Source organism: Spirochaetota bacterium (assembly GCA_004297825.1).
In the GTDB taxonomy this organism is placed as follows: domain Bacteria; phylum Spirochaetota; class UBA4802; order UBA4802; family UBA5368; genus FW300-bin19.
In genome coordinates, this window is sequence record SCSX01000053.1 from 13846 (window position 1) to 39396 (window position 25551).

Below are 25551 nucleotides of genomic sequence, written 5' to 3' on the forward strand. Positions count from 1 at the left end.
TCTACAAATATCAAGATTTTTCTCACCCCCGGGAAAACCCCGTCATGCGCCTCTTTTCATATTGTGCTTGTGCTCACGCGCGAGGAAGAAGTATGGTGACCTTAATCCCGGGAGGGGAACATGCGGCCGCGCGGCCCCGCGCAAGCGGGGAGCGAGGAAAGTCCGAACACCAAAGGGCAGGATGCCGGGTAACGCCCGGGCGCCGCGAGGCGACGGAAAGTGCAACAGAAAATATACCGCCCTGAGAAGGGTAAGGGTGAAATGGCGGGGTAAGAGCCCACCGCGCCTTCCGCAAGGAAGGCGGCAGTGCAAACCCCATTCGGTGCAAGACCAAGTAAGCAACCGCTCGAGGGCTGCCCGCCCCAGGTTGCGGGTAGGTCGCAAAGAGACGCGCGGCAACGCGCGTCCAAGATGGATGGCCGCAAAAACAGGATTCGGCTTACGGTCCCCTCCCGGGACTATTTTTCAATGTCCTACAGTATTTTAAGCGGGCTCAGGAGTCCGCGGGCGCCCTCGTCCGATGCGCTTACCGTTTCCTGGGACCCCATGACCGCGCGCACGGGGTTTTTCCATGCCTCTGCCAATGATGACGCGAACGCACGGAAATCACTCAGCTCAGTGGAAAGCACCTCATCCCGGGTTCGCTGCCGCTGCTCCTCCGTGGATCCCGTGAGATGACGCTCCAGGGCGACGAATCCCTGCGCGGGGGGCAGCAGGTACGCATCAATCTCGCCGATCGCGCCGATGATGCCCTTATGCAGCTCTTCTTTCGGAAGGTCGAGCGTCGACAGGAAGCGAGAAGCTTCCTCGAACACCCTCCACGTTGCGCTGATATTCGGGTCGCGGTAGGAGAGCATGCTGAAAACCCCGGAGAGACGGTCGAAGCCGCACAGCGCTCCATACGCCCCGCCCTGCACCCGAACGCGCTCCCAGAGCATGGTTGTCCTGAGCAGGCGCGTGATCACGCGCACCGAACCGTGATAACGGTATCCGAACTGGTAAAGGTTTGCCGCGGCGCCCACGTAATTGACACGCGCGGGAATCAGGAGCGCCTCCATTTCCGGCATCACTTTCCGTTCCCAGTTCGCCCGTGACGGCGATCCCGCGGGCAGCGCGTCAATGAGATTGTGGACCGGTTCGCGGCATGACTCCCAGGCCCGGGAGTCGGCGGTTATGTTCATCATGATGCTGTTCCGGTCGACGAGCGTAGCGTGAATTTCCACGAGCAATTCCCGCACCGACTCCCATTCGCGCTCAATCGAGGCGTCCAGGCGCTGCAGGAACGACAGGTAACTCAACCCGGTCATCGTTTCCATCGCGGCGTCGGCGGGCGTATACCGGGAGCGAAGCCGCTGGTCAACATACCCGGTTCCGTTAGGCACCACGCGCGCCTCATTGCGCGATTTTTCTTCGCGAAGGATCTGAAGAAACCTGTCCTTGCGGCTGAAATCGGGCACGGTGAGAATGTCCGCGAGGATGTCCGCGAGCTCGTGCGCCCGCGCCACGGTGGTCTTGCCTCGCAGGAACATCCATCCGGTCGGGTTCTCCGCGCCTTCCACCATCGACGAAAACAGCGCCCTGCGGATACCGCCGGTTTTCCCGCTGATCCGCTGGGACAGCGACAGGTAATCCTCTTTTTTGGTTCCCATCTCGAAAAGGGCCCTGCCGTAGAGGGGCAGATACGGCAGGAAGCGTTCCGGGAGCCTGGTAATATCGAGCCCCAGGTCCAGGTAGAGAATCCCGCTCGTAAAGATATCGTGCATCAGCAATCGCGTGGCCCCATGGTTCGACCCGGACGAGGGAATCTGCTTGTTCCGCGTGTCAAGGTCAGCGAGCGCGAGGCGCGGGATTTTCGCAAGGGCCTCCGGGCTGTCCGGCCGGGTCTGGAGCGCCTTCAGTTTCGCCGTATTTTCGGCACAGTCCCTGGAGGCGTGCTCCCCGAGTTTCGAAAGCGCCGCCTGGACGCGCGCGCGTTCGCGGCGCAGGAGCTCATCCCCATAGGAATGGTCCGGTTTTAGAATGACCGTCGTTCGGTGCGCGTTTTTCAGGAAATAGCGCTCGATAAGCGATTCAAAAAATCGCCCGTCGCGGTCGTACGATTTTTTCACCGCGTCAAGGGGAGACTCGAACGCGAGCAGCGCGCACGGGTCCTCGTCATAGAGCCAGGTGGTAAGCGCGCGCAGCATGAGCACGAGGCCGCGCGGCATCTGTCCGGTGTTATTCTCCCTGAAGCGGAATTCCACGGTATTGAGCCCCGCTTCAATTGTCCGCGGATCGATCCCGCCATGAGCGATTTTTTCCAGGGTATCGAGCACCAGGGCTTCCATCGCCGGCGCCTTTTCCGGGTCGATGTTCCTGAGGCCCGTCGAGAAATACATCTGGCGGATTTCGTTGTTGAGCCCCTGCCCGGCGATCCCCTCCCCCAGGCCCGAATCCAGGAGCGCCTTGCGAAGCGGGGACGCAGGCATACCCATAAGTATGTATTCCAGTACCTGCATCGCGATATTGACCGCCGGGGCGGTGCCCTCCGGCAGGAGCCAGTTGATAGTCGTTATGCCCTTGGCGCCATCACCGTCGGCGCCGTCAACGAAGGGCCGGGTGACCGTGGAGCGTAATTCCCGGGAAGCCTGCAGGGGGATTGCGGAATCGACCGGGACCGCATCGAACTGGTCGAGGTATTCGGCCAGTATGCGCAGCCTGGCCTCCGGCGCGTCGTTCCCGTAGAAATATATCCACGAATTGGAGGGATGGTAATATCGGCGATGAAATCCCCGTAGACCCTCGAAGGTAAGCTCCGTGATATGTTCGGGATCCCCCCCCGATTCGAGGCCGTAGATCGTCCCGGGGAAAAGGGAATACTGGGAAAACGAACCGCTCAGGCTCTCCGGGGAGGAATAATCCCCTTTCATCTCGTTGTATACGACACCTTTGAATTCGGGCTCTTTCCCGGGATCGAGCTCGATATGCCAGCCCTCCTGCTCGAATACGTGATCGGTGAGCCTGGGGAAAAATACCGCGTCCAGGTACACGTCGACCAGGTTGTAAAAATCCTGGGTGTTCTGGCTTGCGACAGGGTAGCAGGTCTTGTCCGGGTAGGTCATGGCGTTCAGGAATGTTTTTAGCGATCCCTTGAGGAGCTCCACGAAAGGTTCCCTGACCGGGTACTTGCGCGAACCGCACAGCACCGAGTGCTCCAGGATGTGCGCGACGCCCGTTGAATCGGAGGGCGGCGTTCGGAAGCTTATCCCGAACACCTTGTTGTCGTCGTCATTGGATATCGAAAGCAGGCGGGCGCCGGTCTTCACGTGCCGGTACAGCGACGCCTCCCCGTTGATCTCGTCGATTTTTCTCGTGGTGAGCAGCTCGAATCCGTGCAGTAAGCCCATGGTCGTATACCCTGAAATTAATATTTATGCTGTTCCGAACAAACCTCATCGCGGGGAAACCACATGCTGCGGAAGTTTCCTCTTTGAATCATACCCGCGGGCGGCAGGCAGTCGCTTTTTTGCCGCCCTGAGAAACATAGTCTACCGCGGCTCGCGTCCAGCGCAAGTACGAAACGCGGACGGTTGCTGCACGCGGCGAATTCTCGACCGCGTGTATCGCCTGCATTCGCACGTCAGGAACAGAGCATGCCCTGGAAACTGCCCCGGCGCATGAGCTCCTCCTCTATCGCCCTGAGCACCGTCCCCTTGTGAAGCGCCCACAGCGGGGCGACGAGCGTGGCCGGCGGGCGGTCGCCGATAAGCCGGTGAATGATAATGTCGGGCCGCAGCCTCTCAAGGAAATCGCACGCCGACGAGACATACTCTTCCAGTCCCAGGGGGCTGAATTTTCCTTCCCGAAACGCCTTTTCCAGCTGCGTGCCTCGTATAACGTGCAGATGGTGCAGCTTCACGCCGCGCACGGGCAGCGACGAAACCAGGGCCGCCGTATCCATTATATCCTTCCAGCTTTCGCCGGGGATGCCCAGTATAAGATGTGTGCATACCGGGATACCCCGAAGCGCCGCGCGGGACACGGCATCGACGGTGTCGGCATTCGTGTGCCTGCGGCCGAGCGTCTCCAGGCTCTTGTCGTGCGCGCTCTGCATGCCGAGCTCCAGCCACAGCTCGAAGCCCTCGCGCGCATACCCCGCGATGAGATCGAGCGTTTCGTCGGGGACGCAGTCGGGCCTTGTCGCGATCATGAGCCCCGTCACGCCGGGCTCCCCCAGCGCGGCATCGTACAGCCTTTTCAGCACATCGACGGGGGCATACGTGTTGGTGAAGGCCTGAAAATACGCGATGTAGAGCGTATCGGCGCCCGCCCTGCGGAAACTCTCCCTGGCTGTCCGCATCTGGAGGTGGATATCTTCCGTTCCCGCGGAGGTCGGGGACGCCGATCCGTCTTCTCCGCAGAATACGCACCCCCGGGTATCCAGCGTTCCGTCGCGGTTGGGACACGTGAGCCGCGCGTCGATGGGGAGCTTGAGCACGCGGCACCCGAATTTTTTCAGGAGATAATCCCCGAAAAAATTATACGGCTTCCCTTCCCGCCCCCCGTGCTCAGAGCGAACGGTCACGTTCCTCCGCGGAAAAATACGAGTTCTTCAGGTACTGGTGGTTCTGATACATGCACGGGTTTATCCGCACCTGGGCGACGGCCTCGACATTGGTCACGACCAGGTCCTCGCCAAGCGTCACCACGTACAGCCCCGGCCCGAAGTTGAACTTCGCCCCGTTGATCCACACCTGCCCGAATGAGCGCACGAGCTTTGCCAGCGCGTCCTTGTCCGGATTGAGCGCCCTCACGATCGCATCCTCAAGGCTCATGCCCTCCTCCACGGGAAAAATCACCGGTGTCGTGAGGGGCATCTTCCGGTAGGCGGCCGCAAAATACGGGGAGGGGCAGATTTTCGGTGCGGCGTCCGCATCGGCGGCGGGCAGGATGAGCTTCGAATATTCCGTGTTGTACTTCACATCGAGCGCGTACAGGAGCGCCCTGCTGTTTATGGTTTTCTTTGCGAGGCTCAGGTATGCCCCCGCGTCCCGATGCTTGTCGCTGAGCATCAGCTGCCGTCCCGTCTGGTAATAGCCCTCCGCCTGGGTGATGATGGTGCGAATGTCCTTGAAGGGAACCAGGTGCTGCGGGACCGGGTTGTCGGACAGTTTCTCCATCTCGGCCATGACCTCGAAGGCCTTGGCGAACTCCGACGTTTTCACGTAATACAGGGCAATCCGCGAAAGCTTGAAGACAGTGAGCGCCGCCTCCGGCACGTCCTTCACCTTAACCGGCGAGGCGCCCGATATATCGACGCCAAAGGTTTCCTTCACGGTATCGAGAAGCGTTTCATACTCGGCGCGCGCTATCTTCTTCTGGTTGTCGCTTTTGCGCAAAAAGGATTCCTCCTCGGGATTGCAGATAAATCCCGTTTCGAAAATGAGGGAAACCGGGAAGTCGACGAAATAGGTAAATCGCTCGTCTCCCACGCACCCATTCTCCCAGCCGTTCGATTTCATGCCCAGGTCGATGAGCTTTTTCTTCAGGGTTTGCGCGTATTTGAGGGAAAAGCCCGACGCATCGACCCGGTTATAGAGCGTGAGGAATCCGCGATATGCGAACCGCACGTTCGCGATGAACCGGGCCCCCGTCTCGTCCGTCGTGATGTGAATCCCGGGGATGTTCACGTACCCGTACGCCTTCTGGGTCTGCGCCACGTTGTTCAGGTGCTGGCTTATCGCCATGAACGCGTTCGAATCGAATGCCCGCTGCACTATGCCGTGCAGGAAGATGTTGCTGTAGCTGTCGCTTTTCCCCCTGAGCACCTTTAGGTAATCGTCCGTGGTGCGTATTTCCACCATGGGATTCGCGGCGAGAAGCGCGTAGAGCTCGCGCGCGAGCAGCATGGAATAGTACTCCTCGGTAAGTCCCGTAGAGCTTATGCGGTTGGTCGCCTCCCCCTCCCAGTAGCCGTTCGCGTACCGTCCGTGGGCGGGGCCGAAGAAGATCACGAGCTTCCGTCCCGCCTTGAGCTTATCGTACAGGTTCCCATACGTCTCCTCGATGCGCTGCGCCATCGCAAGCACCTGTTTCGCGCTCGCGGCGTTCCGCTCGCGGGCCAGCACCCTCTGGACAGCCTCCGGCTGACCCGCGAACGCGTAGGGGTACTGCGCGTGCGCTGCCCCCGGAAGGAACGGGTCGGTGCCCGTAAACAGCATGGAGAGGATGATTACCGATACGATCGTCGTTGTGCGCGTGAAACGGGAGAGAATCATAGGGCACCAGCCGGAATGAACAATTATCGCGAACCGTAGTGTATTAATAATATCGACTCCCGCAAGAAAATAATTGTATTTTTTACCATTGAATTGCATAGTGAGGCATGGAGCGAAAAAAGAGGCTAGGTGGTCCCATGCGCAGGAATGCCATAAAATTCGAAGAGCTCTCCTCCGAAATCAAAAAAGAAATCGAGAAATTCTGGCTTCGCCAGAAGGAGTTCGGAGACCAGTGCACCATGGAACAGGCGATGACGCAGTGGTTCGAGGAGGAGTTCGACATATGGATGATCACGAACTACACCTCCAAGATCCGCGGAGACCGCCGCGCCGCGGAGCGCCGAAAGCACGCACGCCTGGAGATGGAGAAGGAAGCGGAGGCCCAGGCGAAAAAGGACGCCAAGAGCGATCGGAGAGCCGCTCCACGCCGTAAAAAGTACCGCCTGGACATCGAGGTACCGGTAAGAATCGTCGAGACCCTCATCGAATCGTCCTCGGATGACCGGGAGGCGATCGATTTCATAGGCACCCTGGTGAATATCAGCCGTGGCGGGTTCTACTTCCGCTCCGCCAAGGAATTCGAGCCATCGAGCATCATCCGCGTGAACATCGACCTCTCCAAGCTCGATCCGGATCTCCGGGACATAGAAGCGCTGGCAATGGTCATCCGCTCGGAAAGGCTCACCCCCGAGTACTATGGGGTGGGCGTCATGTTTTCGAGCATTTACCACGAAGCGAAGGAAAAGCTCGATACCTTCATATTCAAGCATCTCGCGTATTACGTGTACTCATAAATCCCCGTTCCCGGATAACGCTATGCCAACTCGCAAACTCGCATCGAAAAATGTGCTCATCACCGGCGCGACAGGTTTTATCGGCGGTCACCTGGTAAGGGCCAATTTAAAAAAGAAAAAACACGTGCGCGCGTTCGTCCTGCCCGGCGACCCGGGAGAGGCGGCCCTGAAAAAATTGGGCGTCGATATTGCTTACGGCGATATCAGCGACTACGAATCCGTAAAAAAGGCATTGAAGGGGATCGATACCGTCTTTCACTGCGCCGCGGTGGTCACCGATTGGGCGCCCTGGAGCCTTTTCGAAAAGGTGACGATCCGCGGGACCGAGAACATCTGCCGCGCCGCCGCCCAGGCGAAGGTGCGCCGCTTCGTCGACATGAGCACCAACGACGTATTCGGGGTCGACGAGTCCGCCGTGATGGACGAGACCTTCCCGCTGCGGCCGTGGAAGGAGCCCTACCCCGACGCGAAGATCGAGGCCGAAAAAATTTCGTGGCGCTACCACAGGGAGCACGGGCTCCCCGTTACGATGGTATACCCGTGCTGGGTGTACGGCGAGGGCGACCTGACCTTCGTTCCCAGCCTGGCGGACGCGATCGTGAAGCGGGACCTCATCTTCTGGCGCAAAGACGTGCTGGTATGGCCCACGTACATCGAAAACCTCGTCGACCTTCTCCTGCTCATCTCGGAAGACCCGCGCGCCGTGGGTAACGGTTACCTCGTGCATGACGGTGAATCGGTCACGCTGCAGGAGTTCTGTGCGGGGATCGCGGACACGCTCGGCGTAAAACCCATCACCACGCACATCCCCTACTTCCTCGCCTACGCGGCGGGAATCGCGATGGAAGGGCTCTGGAAGCTCATGAAGAAAAAAACCAGGCCGCTGCTTACCACCTACACGGTGATCAACCTGGGTTCGCGCTTCCGCTTCACGATCGGTAAGGCGGAGAAAGAGCTCGGCTGGAAGCCACGGGTTTCATATAAGGAAGGCTTCACACGCACCATGCAGTGGCTCAAGGCCCTTGACCTGGAATCGCTCACGTTAAAATAGCGGAGACAACCCATGAAAGATTTCGCCGGTAAAAACGTCTATCTCACCGGGGGCTCGGCCGGTATCGGTCTTTCGACCGCGAAACTCCTGGCTGCCCGGGGCGCGCACATCATCATTTTCGCGCGTACGAAGGAGCGCCTCAAGAGTGCGGTCGCGGAGATATCGGCGTGTAAAAAAAGCGCCGGCCAGAAAATCGAGTACATGGAGCTCGACGTCTCGGACGACCGCGCGGTGCGCAAGGTGATGAAGAAGGCCGTTTCTTCGTTTGGGGCCCCGGACCTGCTTATCAACAACGCAGGGCGCGCGTATCCGCGCCGCTTCGAGGACATTTCATTTACCCAGTTCGAGGAGACGATGAGGACCAACCTCTACGGAATGTGGAGCACCATCTCCGCCCTCCTGCCCTCAATGAAGGATCGCGGCGGCCACATCGTCAACGTTTCCTCCATGGTCGGTTTCATGGGCGTGTACGGGTACGCCGATTACGCCGCGAGCAAATTCGGCATCATCGGCCTTTCGGAGACGCTTAAGAGCGAGCTCGCCGAATACAAGATCGGGATATCGGTGCTCTGCCCCCCCGATACCGATACCCCCGGCTTCAAGACCGAGAATATCACCAAGCCCGAAGAAACAAAGGCGATATCCGCGGCGGCGAAGGTCATGACCCCGGACGCGGTCGCGGAGCGGCTCGTCAAGGGGATTCGCAAAAAGCAGTTCATGATAATCCCGGGTTTCGACGGCCATTTCACCTGGCTCGCCAAGCGTTTCACCCCATGGCTCGTCGAATGGGTCATGAATATGAGCGTAAGGAAAGTCCAGGAAGCGCGGGATTGAAGGCGCGGATGCGTATCCGCGCTTTCGGAGGCCCGTTACCATGCGGAGGCAAGCTCCCATAGCGCACACCGTACCAGGTCAACCCGTCCCCGGGAAAAAATATCGGCCCTTCTTCCGGGCTCTTTGAAGTAGACGCGCGCGGTGCCGGCGGCCCGGTATCCGCCCGCGAACACCTCCACCGAAGAGCGGTCGCAGAACACGTGCAGGCGCACGAGACCGTTTTCCTCCGGGTCTATGCGTTCCGCGAATATGCCCTTTTCGCCCAGGACCATCGCACCCCTGTCGATCACGACCCTTGATTGGTCCGCATCGTAGAACACCGCGACCTCGCCGCCGTCTTTTCCCGCGATCACCAGTCCGCAGTGCGCGCCTTTTTCGAGGGGAGTGAATTCCAGCATGACCTCAAAAAGATCAAGGTCACTGTGCACCGGCAGCAGGGAGGTATCCAGCGCCTTCCCGCTCATCTCCACGGCAGGCTGCACCGTTTTTCTCAGGGCTTCAAGCTCTTCAACGGGGCGGATCAGGATTTCGCCGCGGGAGTTCGTTTCAATCGTACGCGGCAGGGTTGCCGCCCCCGACCATCCCGAAGGATGCGTCAGGAAACTGTTTCCCCAGTTCTCCATCCAGGCGATGACGATCCTCCTGCCCTTGTCGTCAAGAAAGCTCTGGGGCGCGTAGAAGTCGGGCCCGAAATCGAAACGCGTTTCGCGTTCCGGGACAAACGCACCCTCGCGGAAGGCTCCGGTCACCAGGATCGTATAAAACTCCTTCACACCCCCGCGCTCTTCCACGACGGAGGCAAGCAGGGCATGCCCTTCCCCGAGCGGGAAGAAATCGGGACATTCGTACATTCCCACGCCGTCCCGCGTCGCGCGGAAAAGCACTCCTCCGTATTCCCAGTGTTTCAAATCCTTCGAGCCGTACAGCAGCACCTGTCCCCTTCCCTCCATGCGCGAGCCCAGGACCATGCGCCACTCCCCGTCTTCACGCCACACCTTAGGATCACGGAAATCCTCCGCGCACCCGTCGGGCCTCGACGCGATCACCGGGTTATCTGCGAATTTTTTGAACACGATCCCGTCGTCGCTCGAGGCGACCGACTGCGACTGCATGATGCGGTCCACACAATACCGCGTATCCCGGTGATCGGTGTACACGAGCGTGAGGACGCCGTTATCGTCCACGGCGCTCCCGGTGAAAATCCCGCTGAAATCGTCCGCGTGTTCCGGGGTATCGGGCGCGAGCGCGACGGGAAGGTACCGCCAGTGGACCAGGTCCCCGCTTACCGCGTGCCCCCAGTGCATGGGACCCCAGAACGAGGAAAAGGGGTGGTACTGATAAAACATGTGGTATTCTCCGCGCCACCGGATGAGCCCGCACGGATCGTTCATCCAGTTCATTACCGGGGAAAAATGAAAGAGCGGACGATGCGGGTCCCGCGCAAAGCGGGACCGTATTGAACCGGCACCGATTACGCGCAGAAAGCCGTTTTCGGCCCAAAAGAACCGTGCGCCGTCATTAAGTACTCCCTTCCCATAAAGGCAGCACTCGGCAACGGAGCATGATTCCCGGCGCACATCGAGGATCGCCGATTCGCCCGCGTATGCGGAGAGGTCCCATTCCACGGGGATATATACCGTCGAGGAAACGCCCTTGAGATCAAAGAGAACCGCCCCGTCGTCCGTGCTTCGCAGCGTGACGAGGCTTGCCCCCGGAGCGGCGTCCGCCTTTACCCTGAACAGGAGGCGGTCACCCGCTTCTATAATGAACGTTTCGGAGATCATTCGCATTCCTCACACTTAATGAAGTCTTCGACCTCGTACAGGGCGGGCATGGCGTTCATCGCGCCCTTCCTGAGCGTGGTGAGCGCCCCCGCCGCGTTCGCGAACCGCGCCGTTTCTTCGAGAAATTCCCTTGAAAGGGATGCCGTATCCGCGGCGCCCGCCGCCTGTATTTTGTACAGTACCGCCGCCATAAACGCGTCCCCCGCGCCGGTCGTGTCCACGGGCGCGACCTGGAACCCGTCCGTGTAGAATTCGAAATCGCCTCCGCGCACGAAACAGCCCCGTGCGCCCAGGGTGACGAACACCAGCGACGGCCCCGTTTCCATGACCATGCGCGCTGCCGCTTCGACCGAAAGCTCCCCGGTGATGAATACGAGCTCCTCCTCCGATATCTTCAATAAATCTGCGAATTCCATTCCCTTGAATATCATTGCCTTCGCCGTCGCGCCGTCGGGCCACAGGTTCAGGCGCAGGTTGGGATCGTACGAGACCATCACATGGCGTTCGCGCGCGGCGGCCGCCCCGGCAAGCGTCGCCGACCGTACCGGTTCCTCAATGAGGCTTATCGACCCGAAGTGGAATGCCAGTGCCTCACCGATCATATCCAGCGGTAGTTCTTCGGGGGCGTACATGATGTCGGCGGCGCGATCGCGGTAGAAGAGAAATGACCGCTCGCCCTGCTCGTCCAGCGAGACGAACGCGAGGGAGGTCTTGTGCGTCTCCGACAGCAGCAGGCGGCCGGTATCGACGCCGGCCTCCACGAGCGCGCTCGCGAGAAACCTGCCGAAAAAATCATCGCCCACCTTGCCAATGAACGCGGAGAAACCGCCCAGCTTCGCCACCCCGGCGGCGACGTTGGCCGGCGCGCCGCCGGCCATGGGGAGGTATTCGATCGATCCCCTCTCCATTCCCGTCGGCAGGAAGTCGACCAGGAGCTCGCCCATCGTGACAATTCCGTTCATGCGCTGCCTCGCGTGCTGCCTAAGCGGTTTTTCCCGAATGCCGCGATCTTCTGGCGGCATGGATGCGGGACCAGGGGCGAATCGGCGCCCCCGCCCGCCGCGCCTGGAAGGTAATCCCCGGGATGCAGGCGCTCGTTCGCGTCACACCATTGTATGCAGATTCCGTGCGGCTCGGTCAAACAGAAAACATGGGAACCCCGCAGCCCGCGCCGCGCGGCCCAAATAGGATTTGACTTCCCGCCCGCCGTATCGGTGTAGTACCGGCAGTTGGCGGCAAACCTGCACCACACCGGAGGGCAGCATGGGCGAGCTCGGGCTCGGTAAAAAAATTTCCTACGCGCTCGCGGGGGTTTCGCTCAACCTCGCGAACCTGGTGATATCGCAGTGGCTCCTTAAGCTCTATGTGCCCAGCCGGGACGAGGCCCTGGTAGACGCCGTGCTCTTCTCGGCGATCTTCCTCCTGGGGCGCATCACCGACGGCATCGCCGAGCCGCTCGTGGGATACTGGACCGACCACCACCGCTCGCGGCGGGGGCGCAGGATCCCGTTCATCGCCTTCGGCCTGGTGCCCGCGGCGCTCGCCACCCTGCTCCTGTGGACGCCCCCCTTCCCGCACGAATCGCACTGGCTGAACGCGGTGTACATTTTCATCGTGGTCCAGGCTTTTTTCATATGCTGGTCGATCGTCGCGAACCCCTATCTCTCGCTCCTGCCCGAGATAACGCGTGACGGAAAAGAGCGCGTCGACATCGCGACGATGCAGGCGGGCTTCATCATGCTGGGAACCGTGGTGTTCGCCTTCATGGGTCCCCTGAAGGACGCGTTCGGCTGGGCGAGCATGGGCATGGTCGCGGGTGGCCTCACCATCATCACCTTCCTCCCCACCCTGTTTGCGATCAAGGAAGCGCCTTCCCCGGATACCGCGCCGCGGGACGAGGGATTCTCCCCGCGCCTCATCTTCGACTGGGCGCGCACGACCTTTCACAACAGGCCCTTCGTGATCTATCTCTCCGCGGCCGCGCTTTACTGGCTGTCCCTGAACATGCTCACCCTGCTCATCCCGTTCTGGATCCAGTACGTGCTGCACGAGCCCGATTCATCGGTCGCGCTCGTCATGGCGCCCTTCCTCGCGGCCAACGTCGCGTTCTTCTTCGTGTTCAACGCGCTTTCGCGCCGCTTCGGTAAGTTCGCCATGTTCGCGCTCTGCCTGGCGGGGACCGGTATCACGATGCCCCTGCTCTGGCTCACCGGCATGGTCCCGCTCTCGCCCATGGCGTACACCCAGGTCGTTATGGGGCTGGCGGGCGCGTTCATCGCGGGCTACATCATGCTGCAGCCCGCCATTCTCGCCGATATCATCGATCATGACGAAAAGCTCACAGGCCGGAGGCGCGAGGGCATCTACGTGGGGATGCAGGCCATTTTCTCGAAGCTGTCCATGGGGATATCCATCGCCGTCGCGTCCGTCCTCATGTACGCGGGCGGCATCGAGAAGCCCACGGAACTGGGACTCAAGCTGATAATGGTCCTCGGCGGCGCGGTTTCGCTCGCCGCGTTCCTCGTGTTCCTGCGCTATCCCATCCGCGAGCGGGACGGCAAGGCGTATTTCGTCACTGGCTCTCCTTCCGCTTCTTGAGCGCGAGCGCCTCGCGCAGCCCCTTTTCGCGGATGACCTTGATCTTGAGCCTGGTCTCGTTCATCTTGAAAAAACGGGTCCCGTATTTCCGGAGAAGCGACTTGTCTATCTCGAACCCAAGGCCCGGCCTCGTGAACGGCGCGAGCCGTCCCTGGGCGTCGGGCAGGATGGGCGCGATAATACCCTCCCTGAATTCGGGAATCCACGACGGCTCCTCGAGCGGGTACTCCAGGGGAAGGTTGTTTTTGGGGTCCGATAATACCAGGTTCCAGTTGACGTAGAATCCGATTCCGTTTGTCCACGTGTGGGGGGTGTACTCCCGTTTACGCGCTTTGCAGGCGTCCATCACCTGCTTCACCTGCGCGATCCCCCCGGCGAAGGTCGCGTCGGGCTGATACACGTGAAAGCAGTCCTTTTCGAGCATTATCTTGATCTCGTCCCACCCGTAGTTGAGCTCGGCGCCGGATATTTTGATCTTCGACGCGCGCTTGAGCTTCGCGCTGTCGTCGTAATTGCGGGAATCGAGCGGCTCCTCCAGCCAGGCGAGGCCGTTCGCGTGGCAGGCGGCGGCGAACTCTTTCGCGCGCGCGAGGTCCCATGCCGGAACCCTGTCGACGATGCTCACGAGCCATCCCTGGTTGGCGTCCACGCCCAGCGTGAGCACACCCTTGAGCCTCTTCGCGATCTGTTCGATGTTCGACACATCCTCCTTGAGCGTACGTCCCTTCACGCGAAGCTTCGCGGTCCTGAATCCTCGCTCCCGCATGCCCAGCAGATAATCCACGCGCCGCTCCGGCCCCTGCATCTCCCCGGTCGAACAGTACACGTCGATGGTGCGCGCCTTTCCCCCAAGGAGCTCGTACACGGGTTTGCCGGCTTTCTTGCCTATAATGTCCCAGCATGCCGGCTCGATCCAGAAATTACGCCACCCCAGGATTCCCGCCTGTTTCAGGAGGCTCTGCATCCGGTCGACATCCGTGGGATCGGCGCCCATGAGGTAGCCGCCCAGGAGGTCTCCCAGGCCCTCACGCTCGCGCCCCATCGCCGAGCCCGCCGAATATCCCTCGATCCCCTCGTCGGTGACGAGCTTGATGAGCGTGAAGCGGTTATGCGTCTGCGGGTAGCCGGGTATCCATGTGGGCCAAAAGGTGGTCCTGAGCGGCACCGATACATGGAAAAGCTCGATCTGGCTGATACGCATTTTCATTCCTCCAGGTGGGCTGTTTTGCAGTATCCTATCACGACCAGTCCGGTATGCAAGAGATAAATCGATACCGGATGGAATATCGGACCAAAGCCGATCGGAGTTATGTGAAATCCCTGATGGATTAAACGGTTGACAACAGTGTTCATTCATAATGAACATGGTCTTACATTAGTACAAATAGGGGACCCCACTGCCATGACCATGCGTATCGCCTCACGAATGCGTTTCACCATTTTCGACACACCGGTTCTCAGGGAGATCATGCAGGGTGCGGCAATCCTGGCCCTGAAGATAATGGGCTGGAAGCGGGAGGGCGCCATTCCCGATCCGCCGCGCTGCGTCATGATCGCCGCGCCCCACACCTCCAACGTCGATCTGCCCATCACCCTCCTCCTGGCGTTCGCCTTCAGGGTGAAGGTATACTGGATGGGCAAGGACCGCATCTTTAAAAAGCCCTTCGGTACGATCATGCGATGGCTCGGCGGTATCCCGGTTGAGCGCAGCAGGTCGCACAATATCGTCGAGGCTTCAATCGAGGAATTCAGGAAAAATCAAAACCTCATTCTCATCGTGGCCCCGGAGGGAACACGCAACAAGGTTAACTACTGGAAATCGGGATTCTACCATATCGCCAACGGGGCCGGCGTTCCCATCTCGTGCGGATTTCTCGATTACCGGCGCAAGGTCGGGGGAATGGGGCCGCTTGTCGTTCCCACGGGCGCGATCGAACGGGACATGGAGACCATCCAGACTTTTTACAAGGGCGTGATGGGAAGGAATCCGGCGAAGACCGCGAGCGAGTACGTGAGCTGCAGTCAGAATGAAAAAGAGTGATATTCTGGCCCTGATAAGGGCGTCATGATCTTACGATTCGATCCCTTCCATTGATTTTATGGCTGGGAAATATCCCTGAAACTGCTCACAAAATCCGCAAACTGGTTTTTAATTTCCGGGTCCCGCTCCTGCTCCCAGAGCCTCTCAAATATTCCCTTATATCCCCTTCGGGACCTTACCAAGGAATCATAAAACCTAACGTAGGCACCCATGGCCCGCTGGATACCGAATGTAGAGGCGGTATCAATTAAGCGCTCCCAGAACGAGAGGGATCCGCTGTATGTCCGCGCTTTCCATGCTTTGTCGGCCATGAAGTAGGAAGCGGCGCGCGAATTCCTTTTCGAATATAATTGGACGAGACAATCATACGCCATATACGCTGTGACAAGCGGACTCCCATGAACCAAACTGTGTAATTCGATGTTGGATTCCATCAGGTCGGTCGCGCTCAGAGACAGGAAATAGTCAACCGAGCCGGGCTCTCCATATAAGTATGTTCCCCGTTCCTGGCTTTCCACGTAATTCGGTGAACCCGGAAGTGCGGTGATGCACGTCGATTGGAGGCCGATGTTATTCGACCGGCAAAACTCGGCTATCTCCTTTCCAGTGTGATCCGAAAGTGAATCAAACCGATCAAAAGGAAGACCCAATATGAATGCTCCAAGAATCGCGATGCCCTGATCCTGTATTTTTTTCACGGCGCGTGCGTAATACTCTGATACGCCCAGGCCGCTGTGTTCGATTAGAGGTACGACACCTTTACCAATGTGCTTGAGGTTACGGATATCCAGTGATTCGAAGCCTATAAAAAAGCATGATGCACCTGCCCGGCGCAGCTTTGCAAGCAGCTCTTCGTTGTGCGCAATCTCTATCGACACCTGCGTGGTAAAATTCATGGTTACACGACTTCGGATAATATTATCCAGGATTCCGTCCAACGTTTTCCCTCCCAGCAGTATGTTGTCGGGATAGAAAAAGAAATACCTTGTCCTTAATTTTACTCCGTCTTTCTGAACTTCGCGTATCTCCTCCACGAAGTCCTTGGGACTGCGTGCATGGAATTTCCTTCGCAGCATAGGCAGGGATGCAATTGAACAAAACTTGCACGAATGGGGGCATCCGACATACGGGGTGGTCACATTTACACGGGTTTTACCGGCCAACAATAGTTTAATGGGATTTAAGGTTAATCCCATTTTCTTACGGATTGGTGGAAGCTCCTTCACATCCGAGCACCCCCATACGCCATCCTCGATTGTCTTGCCACCCATATAAACGTTCATTAGCCCATTCGTACGCCAATCATTGATGATCCTTTTAAGCGTGCCTGAATCACCAGCTCCTATTACCGTACTTACGAGTCTAGAATTCTTCGCATATTTCCTGATGAAGGTGTCCACATCGTCGGGCTGCAATGAAACGTGGACCCCACCAAGAACTACCGGGATATTCACCCTGTTTAGCACGATCGCCGCCAATGCGGCGGCGGGGAAGTTTGTGCTCATGCAGGTGATGAACACGATACCGGGTTTAGACCGTTCACTTAATATTATCTCCTTGAAAGTCCGCCGCTTCCCATCGGCCAAGATTACCCTACTGCTCGGATCGGCCGCACATATCTGATTGGCGATATAGTACGAACCATAGTTTTCATATGGGAAAAAATTGATTCGGTTTGCACGTTCCTTAGATGAATCGAAATTTAAATAAGACAGGTAGTTATGCTCGTTTACTACGGACGCTTTCTGCCTCGTCAAATAGCCAAGCAACCCTTCCGGATAGATAATGCCGCTGCTTAAGTGATCCATAAAATTGTACTGTAATGGATTATAAAGGATATGGTAACTGCTCATTTTACCATGCGGAATAGACAGATATATCCGAAAGGGGTGAACCATATGGCATCTTCTCGAATACCATCTGAGCCAAAGAGGTTCCAGTTTCCATCGCGGCACCACCCATTTGCCAAGAGTATTCATGGCTGCGGTAAAGTTTTTCCGGGTAGCGTTTAAGTATCTCGTTCCGGTTCTTCTGCATATTTTTCAGCCATTCTTGCGCCGTGCGTGTATAATGGATGCCAAACGTGTCATAATGCAGGAGGCGCAGCAACCCGGACCGAAGCGCCGATTTCACGACCTGCGAGGGCGTAGGCGAATCCGCATTGGGCATGAGCACAGATGAAAAATTCAGGTGTTTCTCGGTCCCTCCGCTCATAAAGAGGTCGACCCCGTGGTATATCATCGTGTGGAGAACGAACCTTCCCCCTTCCCGCAGGTGATCCGCGACGATTTTGATGAATGAATCCATGTAGGGCCGTCCCACATGTTCGGCCATTCCAACCGACACGATGCTATCATAAGTCCCTTTTATCTCACGGTAATCGAGATACTCGAAATCGAGTTGCGGATATTTTTCCTTGCAGTACCTGATCTGCTCATCGCAGAGCGCGATTCCCTTTACACGCGCGCCCGTGGTGCTGCTGATGAAGTTAGTGAGCGTCCCCCAGCCGCAGCCAATCTCGAGCACGCTGTTCTTCTTTTCGATCTTCGCTTTTCGCGTGATGAGCCTCATCTTGTACTCCTGCGCTTCTTCCAGGGTCGCGTCGGGGCGCGGCCAGATCGCGCAGGAATAATTCATGGAGGGGCCAAGCATCATCTCATAGAAATCATTGCCGATGCCGTAGGTGACGCCCACCTCCCTTCTGCAATTTTCCAGGGTATTTTGGGTTCGACGCCTGATGCGTTTTCGCAAAAGGCGGGCGCGGATATCGATACGCGAAAAGCGTGCATTAAGCCTTCGGAAGCGCTCTTCGTTGAGCATGAAGACTAGCAATACAAGATACATCGATGGTGATTTCCATTTCCCGTTCACATATCCCATACCCAGCGCGAATTCACCCTGCGTCAGAATTTCATAGATAAGGCTGTCGTCCGTTATATTCATCATTCCGGAGGGCTCCTTGGCCGGGTCGCCAAACTCGTACCGTTTTCCCGAAGATATATAATTTATTACCAAGTGCCCGTTTACTATATCGCCTAGTACATTGTGGAATATCTTTCTCGCAATCGCAGTTTTCATATCGTTCTCGAATAATAAAATTATATGCGAGCTTGAAGCGCGCTCAGTCTATCGATATCGCGGAAATCCTAAAATATCGCATGGGTTGCTTATTTAATGTCTACGACGACAAGGGAGAAGTCGTCGTCAAGGCTTCTGCTCCTCCCCGTCCACTTGAACAGCTGTCCCAGAATAAGATCGGTGAGCTCCTTCGCGGACACGCCCACATTCCCCATCACGAGCTCCATAAACCTCCGGCTTCCAAACATATCCCCGCGCGGATTCATCGCTTCGATGATGCCGTCGGTGTACAATATTATCCTGTCAGAGGGTACAACAGTAAGTTCGATCACCTCGTGATTGCACGTCTTTACGATTCCCATAGCGCGCCCCCGGGGAAGGTACTTGAGGAATTCGTTGGTTCTGCGACGATGAATCACCAGGGGCTCATGCCCGGCGCGCGCGTACCTAAGCTTACGCGTGTCCGTATCCAAGGAGAAGTAGGCAGCCGTAAGAAAATGCCCGCTCAGGTTCCCCATAAGCATGGTGTTCATTTCTGTCAGGAGCTTCCCGGGCATCTCGGCGATGCCGTCCATGGTGCTGAACGCGATTTTTACCATGGCTGCAATCAATGCAGCGCTTATCCCGTGCCCCGAAACGTCCGATATGAAAACCCCGATTTTTCCTTCCCCGGTAATATGGAAATCGTAATAATCGCCCCCCACGCTTTCCATGGGGATGTATTTCACGGCGATGTCTATGCTCGAAAGGACGGGTACACCCTCAGGAATCGCCGTTTGTAAAATCCTGCGCGCGACCTCGAATTCCTTGTCGATTGAAAAGAGACGTTTGTTCTCTTTCACAGCAGTTTTAAGCGTCACCAGAGTTTTAACGCGTGCGAGGAGCTCGTTCTTGTGAAAGGGCTTGGTGAGATAATCATTTGCACCTTGCATGAATCCCTCGATCATATCATCAACACGATTCTTCGCGGTCAGCATCATGATAGGAAGGTCAAACAGGGAGAAGTCCTTGCGCAGTTCCGCGGCAACCTCGTATCCCGACATACGCGGCATCATTATGTCAAGGAGAACCAGGTCAGGAATCCGGCCGTTGTTTATTTTATAGAGCGCGTCTTCGCCGCTGATCGATTTCTCTACGTCGTAATTATGAATCGAGAGATGATCCTCCAGTACCTGCAGGTTCACCATGTCGTCATCGACCACATGCACGAGCGCACGATCATACTCTTTGTTCCCCGCGAGGATGCTGAAATAGCGGTCTGCGGTGGATTCCGTTGCAACTTCGGCCTCAATCGCGAACGACGCGTCTTCTTTCAGGCTCTCCAGCCGCAGGGTATTGGGCTCCTCCTCAGAAAGCGCGCCCCGTTCCCCGGCCGGGAGCGTGAAAAAGAACTTCGATCCCTCGCCGACTTTTGAATGCAGACGAAGCTCGCCCCCATGCAACTGTACAAGCTGTCTGGCAAGTGAGAGCCCGAGTCCAGTTCCCCCATAAGTACGGGATATGGAACCATCCAGCTGTTCGAAGGACTCGAAGATTCTTTCGTGCGCGCTCTCAGGGATGCCTATCCCCGTGTCCTCGATGGAAATTTCAACTAAATCCTCCAGACGCACCGCGGCAACGACAACGGTACCCTCATCCGTAAACTTGATTGCGTTACCTACCAGGTTTAGCAGTATTTGCTGAACCCTATCCTCGTCGGCGAAAAGGATGCACTCCCTGGGTCGAACGGCATTGATTAGTTTCAGGTTTTTTTTGCCCAGTAGAGGGCGGAATAAGCGCAGCACCGCGTCCGCCACAGGCTGAAGATCGAATGTCCTTTTCCGGAGCTCGATCTCACGGTGTCGTAACTTCGAATAATCGAGTATGTCGTTCACGAGGTTCGACAAACGGCGGCCGCTCGACGAGATCATCGACAGGCTGCTCACAGCCTTTTGCGGGAGTGAGCCCGATGCTCCGTCCAGGAGCGCCTCGACGAGCCCAATGATTCCGTTGAGCGGTGTTCTTAGCTCGTGGGACGTATTAGCGAGAAACTCATCCTTGAGTTTATCGGCTTTATGAAGGTTTTCAATTGCCTGGCGCTGGGCATCTTCTTTTTCCTTTTTGATAATACTTATCCTGTCTCCAAGAGCAAATGAGAAAAGGACTACTTCGAGTACAGAACCGATATGCATGCTGTATTCGGTAAACATACCTCCAGGTACTAATCCAAATGTCTTTAACGAATATACCAGCAATCCAAACAAAAAAATAATCCATGCATATAGGAAATATCGTGCCGACCTATTGCCTTTCTTTAGGACTATGACAATTGTCATTAATGTCAATAAAGAACCAGCTCCAAGCAGTATCCCAGCACCTTGTATTCCGACCTTATAAGGAATCAGCAATGACGCCAACGAAGCGAAAAGGCAAAGGAATGCAAATGCTTTGTAAACAAAGGACAGTCTCTTATCATATTTTTGAATCTCAAGAAAACTGATCACAAAGACTGCACCAGGGAATAATGAAAAAATAGACATAAAGGGAATGCTCATTTTTGAATAATTGGAGTACTCGCCCCAAAAATAGCGCGCACAAAAACCATCCAATGTAAGCCGCATAAGCATAAATCCAGCAACATAAAGAACGTAAAGCAAATATCTCCTGTCCCTTAGCATAAAAAAAAGGAATAGGTTATAAATTCCCATTATCAACAAGATTCCATAGTAGGCTCCCAAAAGCATAACGGATGCTCGCGTTTGCCCGATAAAGCCCCGCTCCGACATCAGATTTGCATCCAGGATCATGGAGCCGCTGCTCATCACTTTAATGTAGACGGTTTTAACCCGCTCGTCCGAGATAGGTATTTTAAATACGAAGGAATGGCTTTCAACCGTTCGATTCGACACAGGGTAGAGAAGACCGGCATGTTGTGTTGCGAATGTCGCATCCTCATTGAGGGTAAATACCTGAATCGAGTCAAGAAGCGGATAGCTCAATTCCAGAAACCATTGAAAGTATTTGCTCATTTCATCATGAACAATTGAGAATTTTAACCAGTAGATCGAATCCGTAAAACCAAAGTTTAGGCCGTGCCGTGTATTTCTAATGAATTGAGAATTATATTTTCCGGACAGTATTTCGGCTTCGGAAATTGAATTGTTCGTATCTTCAAAGTATTCCAGATAACGGCTTAATTTGATAAAATTGACATCCTTCTGCAATTCAACCTGGGAAGCATATGTCTCCCCTGCTGAAAAAATAATTCCAGCCATTACGGCAATAAATGTAAGTCGCCTTTTCATCTATGTTGGTGCGATCAAGGATTACTGGCAATCCCCAATACGAACTCCCGAAACCATGAATAATTATTGATTTTGAATCGATACTATGATCATGCTAATTACGGATGTGATCGATGAGTTATCTAATTTCGTAAACATTCAATAAATCAATTAAAATATGGGGCCGGCAATGAAAAAGTCTAAGAAGGCCGAAATATGCATAATAGGCGCCGGCGCTTCAGGATTGAGCGCAGCCTATTATCTCAGAAAAAAGGGATACAAAAATGTGGTCGTTCTCGAAAAAAACAGTTACGTGGGTGGCATGTGTTTCTCCGAGACGAAATACGGTATGGCGAATGGCATGGGTGCAGTCGCTATCACGAAGGATTACAAGAATGTCATTTCCTTATGCAAAAAATACAGATTAGATATTGTCCGCGGACCAAGAAATGTCATCCTGGATCACACTACAGGATTCCAATACTCTTTGCGATGGATTATTAATAATGCATCAATGCTTCCCTTTTTGTGGTCGATAATTAAATTTTATTTATATATATTTAAATACCGTAAACATGTCCACAGGCCGGGTTTTCGAAAATTAAACGATGAAATATCCATGAATTTCAGTGCATGGCTAAAAATGAAAAACATGGAAAACCTTGGCCAGTTTCTTTGCGTTCCGATCACATGCTTCGGCTACGGGTATTTGGATGAGATTCCCGCCGTGTACGTATTCAAATACCTCAATCTCATTAATTTTACGACGCTGCTCTATCTCGGGTTGTGCGATATCGCAGGCCTTAATCCGCGATGGACCAAGCGACTTACCAATGGCCTGCAGGACCTCTTCCAGGCAATGGCTGACGATCTCGGCAATATTCAATTGAGTGTAAAAATAACCAACATACATCGCGATCATCCTGGTCAGCATCCCGTTGCAATCAAATATGCGTCGAAAGACGGGAAAAGGCATACTCACTATTGTGATCGTCTGATAATCGCCATGTGCCCGGATCTGCATAATATTAAGTTTATGGATTTCTCTCCCGAGGAGGAGGCCATTTTCTCGCTGGTAAAGCATAATAATTATTATACAATCGCATGCGACGTAAAAAGCTTCAGTTATAATTACTTCTTGAACCTGTTTTCAAAACGCGTATTCAAGCTTCCGCCCGATGGCTATCCCTTCATGGCTTCTAAGGTATGGGATGAATGCGATATAGTGATTTTTTATTCCTACAGCAGGAAGCCAATAACCGACAAGGCAGTCACCGACAACCTAAAAGCGAACCTGAAAACAATGAACCGCCAACTGCTACACATCACGGAATATAAAAAATGGGATTATTTCCCTCACTTCGCCTCCCGTGCACTATCGGATGGCATAATGGAGCGGCTTGAGCGCAATCAAGGCGCCAATAATACGTATTATACCGGTGGTTTGATGAATTTCGAACTCGTAGAGAATGTTATCGCGTATTCAAAACATATTGTCCGGAAGCATTTTTAGAAATATTTGCGGGATTCATCCCGATTGTCCTCAAGCCAGCGTCTGATTACCTGGAGCCCGTGCGCATATCCGACATCTATTATTTGCTTCGCACGTTTCATTTCTAGAATGCCGAATTTTCCAATGGGCGGATTGATGTAAAGATCGGCGTAATCTTTTACGCTCTCCTTCTTTATGGTAGCGCTGATCGCCATTGACCTCATAACAATCTCAATGATATGAGGCGCTCTGCGCCGTTTTTCCAGCGGGTTTATCATACGCCATAACATGCTCCGCGCCGACGGGTATTGCATGCGCCTGATCACGCGCTCCTTTTCATGGCTCGCATCGGAAGCGATAATCAGGCCGCCCGACCTTTCTCTCATTCTATCCACTGGAAAATTGTTTACCAGTCCGCCATCCACATGTATCTCGTTGTTGATGAGCACTGGAGGCAGGAATCCCGGAATAGAAGTGCTGGCCCTTATCGCTTTCCAGGCGAGGCCGCGGTCATGAACACCCTCCGTATGCTTCGATAGATTGCTGGTTATGCAAAAATAGTTTATCCATAAATCCTCTATGCATAATTCTTCAATACCGATACGATGAACACGATCCAGGTTTTTTCCCTTAATGAGCGAGACGATCGGAAGCGTATAATCTCCGAGTGGATTGCGTCTTACAAAATGCGTCTCTATAAACTCTTCGATTTGGTAGCTATTCATGCCAAGCGCCAATCCTGATCCTATTACCGCGCCTATGCTGGCTCCGCCAACCATGTCGACCGCGATCCCCGATTGCTCGAGCGCGCGAATCACGCCGATGTGCGCATATCCGCGTGCGCCTCCTCCGCTCATAACCAGGCAGATCGCGTTATTAGTAAGTATTCGCGCGCATCGTTTGTAATCACCATCCTCTTTATTCCTGATGTGAAGATGTGTTTGAATTCTACCGCCCCCGATCCAATCTTTGGTATTTCTTGGAAAGACAGAACTGTCTTCGTGTAGAAATACCATGGCCGTCGCCGCTGAATTCCCCGTCGTCATGATCGGTGGGAGCCATGCATCAATATCGAACGATTCAGGCGTGATCGTTTCATCAACGATAAATACCACGCAGTCCGCCAAGCTGGCGCACTTTCGTGTCCATTTGCTCCCAGATTTCCCCGCGAAAAAGAGGATAAACGCATTCTCCCGTTCATTTTTCTCGAACCATGCATCTATTTGTTCATCTTCCAAATCTTCCGGACCCGCGTTCATTTTCCCTGGCATGAACAGTTCAGAGATTATTGTTGACGAATCGACAAATCGCGCTGAACCAATCGTATTCATGGCCTGAGAAAGCCTTTTCGCAAAGTAGCTGGCACGGTTGTTATCGCCCAAAGGAATCAGTGTAAAGGTGCATCTGGTCATAACGCCAACTCGCTTAAAAGCGGTCTGTCCAACATGCATGGTTCCGGACTTGAGCAGCTCAGGTAACATATACGGGTATTTCGCAATGATGTCTCCGGCGATATTTGCTGAATACTTCAACAAAAAACTATCCCTAGTCGCCGCGACTCGGAATCCTTTATTCTTATCAGTGATGAATGCGGCAGGCCAGATACAATCCCCGCTTGCTGCCTCTCGTCCGCCAGCGCGCCGGTCCATATTGTTTTCGTATTCGATTATAAGCTTTCCGGAAATGACGATGTAAAGTCCGTCGCCGGCATCCATATCCACCGCCTTGCCACCTTTCAAGAACATCCATTCCGACATGCTTTCCAAATTGCGTATCTCACCCTGACTGCAGCGATTGAACAGGTGAGCGAGCGCATCCTGGGCGTTGCGTTTGCGCCGGGCTATCCTCTCGGCCTCAAGCGCCATATGTTCCATTGAGGCCGGCTCGGACGTCGCATCCGTCAATCGTTTCCAGTTTACACGAATAAATTTGCATGAATTCCGCGAAAACCCGGAGCTCGAATATGTGCCCCCCGCAATCGCTTCAGTTAGTCCGGCAAATTCACCACTCGAAAGCATCCAAGATTTTACGACATTTTCGGTTATACACCTGCCGACTGTTTCCAGACAACCGGAGGCAATAATAAAAAACGCATCCGCAATATTCCCCTGCGAAAATAATTCAACCTCAGGCTCGATCGTCCGCACTTCCGCATGGGCGCACATGGTATCCAGAAAAGCCGGTGGAAGAAAGTCAAATCTTACAACAGAAGCCAACTCTTGAAGCACTTCCTTATTCATTCTCATATCACCGCACATTATATACCCTGAATATGCACTTCATTCGTCACACTTTAGCGACACCGATTTGTATCCGAATATATTGAAAAGTCAATTTCATCATACAGTCCGGATTCACC

General features: G+C 55.0%; 16 protein-coding genes and 1 other RNA gene. 7 read left to right on the forward strand and 10 right to left on the reverse strand.

What is annotated here, in order from left to right; genetic code table 11:
• Positions 1 to 110: 110 nt before the first annotated feature.
• Positions 111 to 457: RNase P RNA component class A (gene rnpB / locus EPN93_10885), an RNA gene on the forward strand.
• Positions 458 to 473: 16 nt separating this feature from the next.
• On the opposite strand, the gene EPN93_10890 is transcribed toward rnpB, so the two are convergent.
• From EPN93_10890 to EPN93_10900, 3 genes are all read right to left on the reverse strand, one after another.
• Positions 474 to 3386: a peptidase M16 gene (locus tag EPN93_10890; protein TAL35202.1), complete on the reverse strand. Its 2913-nt coding sequence runs from the start codon at positions 3384 to 3386 to the stop codon at positions 474 to 476.
• Between the two features lie 233 nt (positions 3387 to 3619).
• Positions 3620 to 4564, reverse strand: coding sequence for a TIGR01212 family radical SAM protein (locus tag EPN93_10895; protein TAL35203.1), 945 nt, complete (start codon positions 4562 to 4564; stop codon positions 3620 to 3622).
• Entirely contained in the window at positions 4548 to 6356 is a 1809-nt protein-coding gene (locus EPN93_10900; GenBank protein TAL35204.1) for a hypothetical protein, read from the reverse strand. Before EPN93_10900 ends, EPN93_10895 begins: the two co-directional genes overlap by 17 nt.
• An 8-nt stretch (positions 6357 to 6364) precedes the next feature.
• Here EPN93_10900 and EPN93_10905 point away from each other — a divergent pair, with 8 nt between their 5' ends.
• From EPN93_10905 to EPN93_10915, 3 genes are read left to right on the forward strand one after another with little or no spacing between them, the layout of a single operon-like run.
• Positions 6365 to 7051 (forward strand): PilZ domain-containing protein, encoded by a 687-nt coding sequence (locus EPN93_10905; GenBank protein TAL35205.1) that lies wholly within the window; start codon positions 6365 to 6367, stop codon positions 7049 to 7051.
• A complete protein-coding gene (locus EPN93_10910; GenBank protein TAL35206.1) occupies positions 6954 to 8102 on the forward strand; it encodes an NAD-dependent epimerase/dehydratase family protein in 1149 nt (382 codons plus the stop codon). The genes EPN93_10905 and EPN93_10910 overlap by 98 nt, the downstream gene beginning before the upstream one ends.
• Positions 8103 to 8114: 12 nt before the next feature.
• Positions 8115 to 8936, forward strand: coding sequence for an SDR family NAD(P)-dependent oxidoreductase (locus EPN93_10915; GenBank protein TAL35207.1), 822 nt, complete (start codon positions 8115 to 8117; stop codon positions 8934 to 8936).
• Positions 8937 to 8971: 35 nt separating this feature from the next.
• Here the strand turns inward: EPN93_10915 and EPN93_10920 are convergent, their stop codons facing one another.
• Together EPN93_10920 and EPN93_10925 are read right to left on the reverse strand one after the other, a co-directional pair.
• On the reverse strand, positions 8972 to 10726 hold the full coding sequence (locus EPN93_10920; GenBank protein TAL35208.1) for a glycoside hydrolase family 32 protein: 1755 nt from the start codon (positions 10724 to 10726) through the stop codon (positions 8972 to 8974).
• A complete protein-coding gene (locus tag EPN93_10925) occupies positions 10717 to 11682 on the reverse strand; it encodes a carbohydrate kinase (GenBank protein ID TAL35209.1) in 966 nt (321 codons plus the stop codon). Before EPN93_10925 ends, EPN93_10920 begins: the two co-directional genes overlap by 10 nt.
• A gap of 301 nt (positions 11683 to 11983) precedes the next feature.
• On the opposite strand from EPN93_10925, the gene EPN93_10930 reads away from it, so the two are divergent.
• Positions 11984 to 13318: an MFS transporter gene (locus EPN93_10930; GenBank protein TAL35210.1), complete on the forward strand. Its 1335-nt coding sequence runs from the start codon at positions 11984 to 11986 to the stop codon at positions 13316 to 13318.
• Here the strand turns inward: EPN93_10930 and EPN93_10935 are convergent.
• Positions 13293 to 14519, reverse strand: a complete 1227-nt coding sequence (locus EPN93_10935; GenBank protein TAL35240.1) for a mandelate racemase/muconate lactonizing enzyme family protein — start codon at positions 14517 to 14519, stop codon at positions 13293 to 13295. The two genes, EPN93_10930 and EPN93_10935, sit on opposite strands and share 26 nt — an antisense overlap.
• 225 nt (positions 14520 to 14744) lie before the next feature.
• Here EPN93_10935 and EPN93_10940 point away from each other — a divergent pair, with 225 nt between their 5' ends.
• Positions 14745 to 15359 (forward strand): glycerol acyltransferase, encoded by a 615-nt coding sequence (locus tag EPN93_10940; GenBank protein ID TAL35241.1) that lies wholly within the window; start codon positions 14745 to 14747, stop codon positions 15357 to 15359.
• A gap of 56 nt (positions 15360 to 15415) precedes the next feature.
• Here the strand turns inward: EPN93_10940 and EPN93_10945 are convergent, their stop codons facing one another.
• The 3 genes from EPN93_10945 to EPN93_10955 form a co-directional block, all read right to left on the reverse strand.
• On the reverse strand, positions 15416 to 17338 hold the full coding sequence (locus EPN93_10945; protein TAL35211.1) for a radical SAM protein: 1923 nt from the start codon (positions 17336 to 17338) through the stop codon (positions 15416 to 15418).
• Positions 17214 to 18437 (reverse strand): class I SAM-dependent methyltransferase, encoded by a 1224-nt coding sequence (locus EPN93_10950; protein TAL35212.1) that lies wholly within the window; start codon positions 18435 to 18437, stop codon positions 17214 to 17216. The genes EPN93_10945 and EPN93_10950 overlap by 125 nt, the downstream gene beginning before the upstream one ends.
• 89 nt (positions 18438 to 18526) lie before the next feature.
• Positions 18527 to 21721: a response regulator gene (locus tag EPN93_10955; GenBank protein TAL35213.1), complete on the reverse strand. Its 3195-nt coding sequence runs from the start codon at positions 21719 to 21721 to the stop codon at positions 18527 to 18529.
• Between the two features lie 157 nt (positions 21722 to 21878).
• On the opposite strand from EPN93_10955, the gene EPN93_10960 reads away from it, so the two are divergent.
• Entirely contained in the window at positions 21879 to 23213 is a 1335-nt protein-coding gene (locus EPN93_10960; GenBank protein ID TAL35214.1) for an NAD(P)/FAD-dependent oxidoreductase, read from the forward strand.
• Here the strand turns inward: EPN93_10960 and EPN93_10965 are convergent.
• Positions 23210 to 25450 carry a hypothetical protein gene (locus EPN93_10965; protein TAL35215.1) on the reverse strand — a complete coding sequence of 747 codons (2241 nt, stop codon included), beginning with the start codon at positions 25448 to 25450 and terminating at the stop codon, positions 23210 to 23212. The two genes, EPN93_10960 and EPN93_10965, sit on opposite strands and share 4 nt — an antisense overlap.
• Positions 25451 to 25551 lie beyond the last annotated feature (101 nt).

Excerpts from the sequence above, each read along its gene's own strand:
- EPN93_10945 (TAL35211.1), bottom strand. The coding sequence starts at position 17,338 with ATGAATACTCTTGGCAAATGGGTGGTGCCGCGATGGAAACTGGAACCT.
- EPN93_10920 (TAL35208.1), bottom strand. The coding sequence starts at position 10,726 with ATGCGAATGATCTCCGAAACGTTCATTATAGAAGCGGGTGACCGCCTC.
- EPN93_10940 (TAL35241.1), top strand. The coding sequence starts at position 14,745 with ATGCGTTTCACCATTTTCGACACACCGGTTCTCAGGGAGATCATGCAG.
- EPN93_10935 (TAL35240.1), bottom strand. The coding sequence starts at position 14,519 with ATGCGTATCAGCCAGATCGAGCTTTTCCATGTATCGGTGCCGCTCAGG.
- EPN93_10925 (TAL35209.1), bottom strand. The coding sequence starts at position 11,682 with ATGAACGGAATTGTCACGATGGGCGAGCTCCTGGTCGACTTCCTGCCG.
- EPN93_10890 (TAL35202.1), bottom strand. The coding sequence starts at position 3,386 with ATGGGCTTACTGCACGGATTCGAGCTGCTCACCACGAGAAAAATCGAC.
- EPN93_10915 (TAL35207.1), top strand. The coding sequence starts at position 8,115 with ATGAAAGATTTCGCCGGTAAAAACGTCTATCTCACCGGGGGCTCGGCC.
- EPN93_10900 (TAL35204.1), bottom strand. The coding sequence starts at position 6,356 with ATGCAATTCAATGGTAAAAAATACAATTATTTTCTTGCGGGAGTCGAT.
- EPN93_10955 (TAL35213.1), bottom strand. The coding sequence starts at position 21,721 with ATGAAAAGGCGACTTACATTTATTGCCGTAATGGCTGGAATTATTTTT.
- EPN93_10965 (TAL35215.1), bottom strand. The coding sequence starts at position 25,450 with ATGTGCGGTGATATGAGAATGAATAAGGAAGTGCTTCAAGAGTTGGCT.
- EPN93_10950 (TAL35212.1), bottom strand. The coding sequence starts at position 18,437 with ATGAAAACTGCGATTGCGAGAAAGATATTCCACAATGTACTAGGCGAT.
- EPN93_10910 (TAL35206.1), top strand. The coding sequence starts at position 6,954 with ATGGGGTGGGCGTCATGTTTTCGAGCATTTACCACGAAGCGAAGGAAA.
- EPN93_10960 (TAL35214.1), top strand. The coding sequence starts at position 21,879 with ATGGGGCCGGCAATGAAAAAGTCTAAGAAGGCCGAAATATGCATAATA.
- EPN93_10905 (TAL35205.1), top strand. The coding sequence starts at position 6,365 with ATGGAGCGAAAAAAGAGGCTAGGTGGTCCCATGCGCAGGAATGCCATA.
- EPN93_10930 (TAL35210.1), top strand. The coding sequence starts at position 11,984 with ATGGGCGAGCTCGGGCTCGGTAAAAAAATTTCCTACGCGCTCGCGGGG.